The sequence below is a fragment of the Reyranella sp. genome (assembly GCF_004296935.1).
Classification (GTDB): Bacteria; Pseudomonadota; Alphaproteobacteria; order Reyranellales; family Reyranellaceae; genus Reyranella.
In genome coordinates, this window is record NZ_SCVH01000023.1 from 1 (window position 1) to 4,086 (window position 4,086).

Sequence of the window (4,086 nt, forward strand, 5' to 3'; positions counted from 1 at the left end):
CCCGCCGGAGGTCATCCAGCGGTTGGGCTGCTCGAACTTCAGGAACTGCGCCGCCCACATCTGGTGCTGGCCCACTTCGGTCGTGATGTAGTGGTCCTTGTCCTTGATGTGGTGATAGAGCCGTTCGAGCGCGTACTGCGGCTTGATCGTCTTCTTGTCGACCTTGTAGGCGAGGCAGTTGCGCGCACGCCACGTCTCGATCTGGGCCCACCAGGCTTTCAGCGCCTTCTGGTCGGTCTTGGGCTGCTTGGCCTTCCAGAGCTTGATCATCTCCTCGAGCACGAGGGTGGCGTCACCCACGACGGCGAGGTCGACGCGCACGTTCTTGTTGATCGAGGAGGGATCGATGTCGACGTGGATCTTCTTCGAGCCTGGCGAGAACTTGGCGATGTTGCCGGTGATGCGGTCGTCGAAGCGCGCGCCGATGTTGATCATGACGTCGCAGCCATGCATCGCCAGGTTGGCTTCGTAGGTGCCGTGCATGCCCAGCATGCCGAGGAACTGCTTGTCCGAGGCCGGGAACGAGCCCAATCCCATCAGCGTGTTGGTGATGGGATAGCCCGTCATGTGGACGAACTGCGCCAGCAACTTGGAAGCCTTCGGCCCGGAGTTGATGATGCCGCCGCCGGCGTAGAAGACCGGACGCTTGGCGTGCGCCATCATCTCGATCGCCTGCGCGATCTTCTTGGGATCGGGCTTGGTCTGCGGGCGGTAGCTCTTGTGCTCAACCGCCACCTTGGGTGGCGCGACGTAGTCGTGCTTGTTCATCAGCACGTCCTTGGGCAGGTCGATGACGACCGGCCCGGGACGGCCCGAGCGCGCCACGTAGAAGGCCTCGTGAACGGTGCGCGCGAGATCGCTTACCGCCTTCACCAGGTAATTGTGCTTGGTGCAGGGTCGCGTGATGCCGGTCGTGTCGGCTTCCTGGAAGGCATCGTTGCCGATCAGATGCGTTGGCACCTGGCCGGTGAGGCAGACGATGGGAATCGAGTCCATCAGCGCATCGGTGAGGCCGGTGACGGCGTTGGTGGCGCCGGGGCCGGAGGTCACCAGCACGACACCGACCTTGCCGGTCGAACGGGCATAGCCTTCGGCGGCATGGACGGCCGCCTGCTCGTGGCGCACCAGGATGTGGCGCAGCCGGTTCTGCTTGAAGAGCGAATCGTAGATCGGCAGGACGGCGCCGCCGGGATAGCCGAAGACGACCTCGACATCCTCGTCGATCAGGGCTTTCACCAACAGATCGGCGCCGGTCGTGGCGGGCTCCTCGGGCTTCATCACGCGCTCTCCTCTGACAAATGCGCCGCAAAACGGGTTTTGCGGCGGCGCGGAACATAGAGGGCGGGTTCCGGAGGGTCAACCCAAAAACGCACGAAACGTAAAGTTTCAGGCCTCCGTTTTGGTCAAATATTGCGCGACTGACGCCAGAGCTTGAGCAGACTGTGGGTCAACTACAAGATCTGGTGTCAGTTGATGCCGGAACCACGTCATCTGGCGCTTGGCATATTGGCGGGTGTGATCGATGGCGATCTGACGCGCCTTTTCGAGCGGCAATTCGCCCCGGAAGTGGCGGAAGAGTTCTGGCGCGCCGTGCGCCTTCAGGCCCGGCCAGCGCGGGTCGGGCGAGCGATCGAACACCTGGCGCACCTCGGCCAGCACGCCCTGCCCCAGCATGGCATCGAAGCGGCTCTCGATGCGGCCGCGCAGCCAGTCACGCTCGGGGGCCAGCAGGATCGTGGCGAAGCGCCAAGGGGCCGGCGAACCTGCATCGGTTTGCCAGTCGCTGAGCGGCCGGCCGGTCGCGCTGGCCACTTCCCAGGCGCGGACATGGCGCTGGCGATCGCCGGGCTTCAGCCGGGCCACGATCGCCGGATCCTTTTCGGCCAGGCGCGTACGGAAAGCGTCGGCCCCAAGCGCCTGCCAGTCGGCATTGGCCTGCTCGCGGACTTGCTGCGGCACATCGGGAATGGTGGCGATGCCCTGCATCAGGGTCCGCAGGTAAAGGCCCGAGCCGCCACACAGGATGGGCGTCCGACCGGCGGCCAGGCAGCCCTCGATCTCCGCCGAGGCCAGCGTGCGCCAGCGGGCGGCCGACAGCGTCTCGCTGAGCGGTAGCACGCCATAGAGCGCATGCGGCACGCGCGCGCGTTCATCGGCGCTGGGTTGGGCGGTCAGGATCGGAAAGGCATCGTAGGTCTGCATGGCATCGGCGTTGATCACCGTGCCGGATCGCCGTTCGGCGAGCGCAAGCGCCAGCGCCGACTTGCCACTCGCGGTCGGTCCGGTGACGACAATGACGCGGCCCTGAGCCATGGCGGGCGAAAAGACACTGCTTGGCCGCCGATTGCAAATCGGCCATTAGAACCACCGTGAACAACGTCTTCGTCCTCATCGCCAATCCCGCCCATCCCATCCTCGATGCCGCCGCCGTCCAGCGCGCGACCGAACAGCTGCAAGCCGGGGGGGCGGCGGTCGGCGCCGTCGACTGGCTGGCGCCGGGCGTCGCCTGCGACCTGCCGTTCGAGCCCGCCGCCGAGGGCGCGACCCCGACCGTGAGCCTGCCCGGCATCGACGCCGTGGCGCTTTCCGCCGAGGGCAGGCGCAAGCGGTTGCTGGTGGCCGACATGGAATCGACCATCATCGAGAACGAGATGTTGGACGAGTTGGCCGAGTTCCTGGGCCTGCGCGAGCACATCGCCGCCATCACAGCCCGCGCCATGAACGGCGAGATCGATTTCGCCGGCGCCCTCGTCGAGCGCGTCCGGCTGCTGAAGGGCCTGCCGGTGGCCAGGCTCGACGAGGCGGCCGAACGCATCCGCCCCATGGCGGGAGCGGCGACCCTGATCGCCACCATGCACAAGTTCGGCGGCTACTGCGCCCTGGTCTCGGGCGGCTTCACCTATTTCACCCGGATGATCCACGAGCGCCTGGGCTTCGATTTCGACGCGGCCAACACGCTGAACCACGACGGCCGCACCCTGGCCGGCACCGTCCAGCGGCCGATCCTGGGCAAGGAAGCCAAGCTCGCCACCCTCGAGCGGCTGTGCACCGAGCGGCGCCTGGAACTTGCCCAGTCGTTGAGTGTCGGCGACGGGGCCAACGACCTGCCGATGCTGCAGGCCGCGGGACTGGGCGTCGCCTTCCGGGCCAAGCCCACGGTGGCGGCCCAGGTCGCGGCGCGCATCGACCACGGCGATCTCACCGCGCTGCTCTATCTGCAGGGCTATCGCCGGCGCGACTTCGCCGAAAGGCCGAACTCCTGAGGACAAGCCCATGAGGACAAACCCATGACCGACGCCGTCCAGATCGTGCTCGCCAGGCGTCCGGTGGGCGACGTCACCGCCGACTGCTTTCGCGAAGAGAAGGTCACCCTGCCGGCGCTGGCCGACGGCCAGGTGCTGATCCGCTCACGCTTCCTCTCGCTCGATCCCTACATGCGCCCACGCATGACCGAACTGCGCTCCTACACGCCGGCCTTCGAGCTCGACAAGCCGCTGACCGGCGGTTCGGTGGGCGAAGTGGTGGACTCACGCAACCCGCGCTACGCCAAGGGCGATACGGTGATGGGCATGCTGAACTGGGCGAGCCACACGCTCCATGACGGCAAGGGCCTGCGCAAGATCGACCCGGCCATCGCGCCGCTACAAGCCCACCTCGGCGTGCTCGGCATGCCCGCCTTCACCGCCTGGTACGGCATCACCCACATCTGCAAGCCCAAGGCCGGCGAGACGGCGTTCGTCTCGGCCGCGACCGGCGCCGTCGGCCAGGTGGCGGGCCAGCTAGCCAAGCTCGCCGGCGCCCGCGTCGTGGGCTGCGCCGGTGACGACGAGAAGTGCCAATGGGCGGTGCGCGAGGCGGGCTACGACGCCTGCTTCAACCACAGGACCGAGCACGACTATGGCGCGGTGCTCGACAGGCTCTGCCCCCAGGGCATCGATTCCGACTTCGAGAATGTCGGCGGCAAGATCTTCCATGCCGTGTTCGCCCGGCTGAACAATTTCGGCCGCCTCGCCTTCTGCGGCGCCATCTCCGAATACCAGGACGCCAAGCCGATCGCCGGTCCGGCCAAGATGTTCACCATCGTGC

Annotated in this window: 4 protein-coding genes; 2 read left to right on the forward strand and 2 right to left on the reverse strand. The window is 66.8% G+C overall.

Features of this window, described 5'->3' with window-relative positions:
* On the reverse strand, positions 1–1,278 hold a 1,278-nt coding region (gene ilvB / locus EPO55_RS03160; protein ID WP_296334963.1), incomplete at its 3' end, for a biosynthetic-type acetolactate synthase large subunit.
* A 108-nt stretch (positions 1,279–1,386) separates the two neighbouring features.
* The gene (gene miaA, locus EPO55_RS03165) at positions 1,387–2,313 is read right to left on the reverse strand and encodes a tRNA (adenosine(37)-N6)-dimethylallyltransferase MiaA (RefSeq protein ID WP_296334958.1); all 927 of its coding nucleotides are present in this window, start codon (positions 2,311–2,313) and stop codon (positions 1,387–1,389) included.
* Between the two features lie 56 nt (positions 2,314–2,369).
* Between miaA and serB the strand changes: the two genes are divergently transcribed.
* A complete protein-coding gene (gene serB / locus EPO55_RS03170; RefSeq protein WP_296334960.1) occupies positions 2,370–3,263 on the forward strand; it encodes a phosphoserine phosphatase SerB in 894 nt (297 codons plus the stop codon).
* A 24-nt stretch (positions 3,264–3,287) separates the two neighbouring features.
* The coding region (locus EPO55_RS03175; protein ID WP_296334962.1) for an NADP-dependent oxidoreductase at positions 3,288–4,086 on the forward strand (799 nt) is incomplete at its 3' end.

Bases quoted from the DNA above. Each gene is read 5' to 3' on its own strand.
- miaA (WP_296334958.1), bottom strand. From the start codon at position 2,313: ATGGCTCAGGGCCGCGTCATTGTCGTCACCGGACCGACCGCGAGTGGC.